The sequence below is a fragment of the Bacillus cereus group sp. BfR-BA-01355 genome, from assembly GCF_022663675.1.
GTDB lineage: Bacteria > Bacillota > Bacilli > Bacillales > Bacillaceae_G > Bacillus_A > Bacillus_A thuringiensis_S.
Map to the genome: position 1 here is coordinate 1 of NZ_JAKUFY010000295.1, position 568 is coordinate 568.

Consider the following 568-nt stretch of genomic DNA (forward strand, 5'->3'; position numbering starts at 1 on the left):
CCTTGGTTGTTGTTTCCGCCTTGGTTGTTATTTCCGCCTTGGTTGTTATTTCCGCCTTGGTTGTTATTTCCGCCTTGATTGTCGTTTCCACCTTGGTTGTTGTTTCCGCCTTGGTTATCTAACGGCTTAATGCTACCTTTATCAAATGCAAATTGAATATCGTAAAAATGGTGATAATTCATTGAATCGATATCTACTTTTACTTTTGCATTTAACTTTTTCGATAAATCTGGCACTTCTACTTCCACTACGCGTGTATCAGCTTTTTTATCTTCACTTATTACATTTGCATCAACAAACGAACCATTTTTCTCAAATTCAAATTTTGTAATCCAAGAACTGTTCGTTAACGTAAATGATACATACTTCTTACCATCTTTTACTTTTAGCACACCTGGACTTTTTGTATATGTGTTCATCATTGAAATTTCGTCTGTTTGATCTTTTAACGCTTTAAAATTGATGCTGTATTCACCATCTTTAATTGTTTCAGCATCTGGTTTTTTATTTTCATCTGGTTTTTCTGCTTCCGGTTTTTCTACTTCTGGTTTTTCTGCTTCCGGTTTTT

At 34.5% G+C, this 568-nt stretch carries 1 protein-coding gene; it reads right to left on the reverse strand.

What is annotated here, in order from left to right; translation table 11 throughout:
• Positions 1-568: NEAT domain-containing protein (locus MR167_RS31710; protein ID WP_242316247.1), on the reverse strand; the 568-nt coding region annotated here is incomplete at both ends.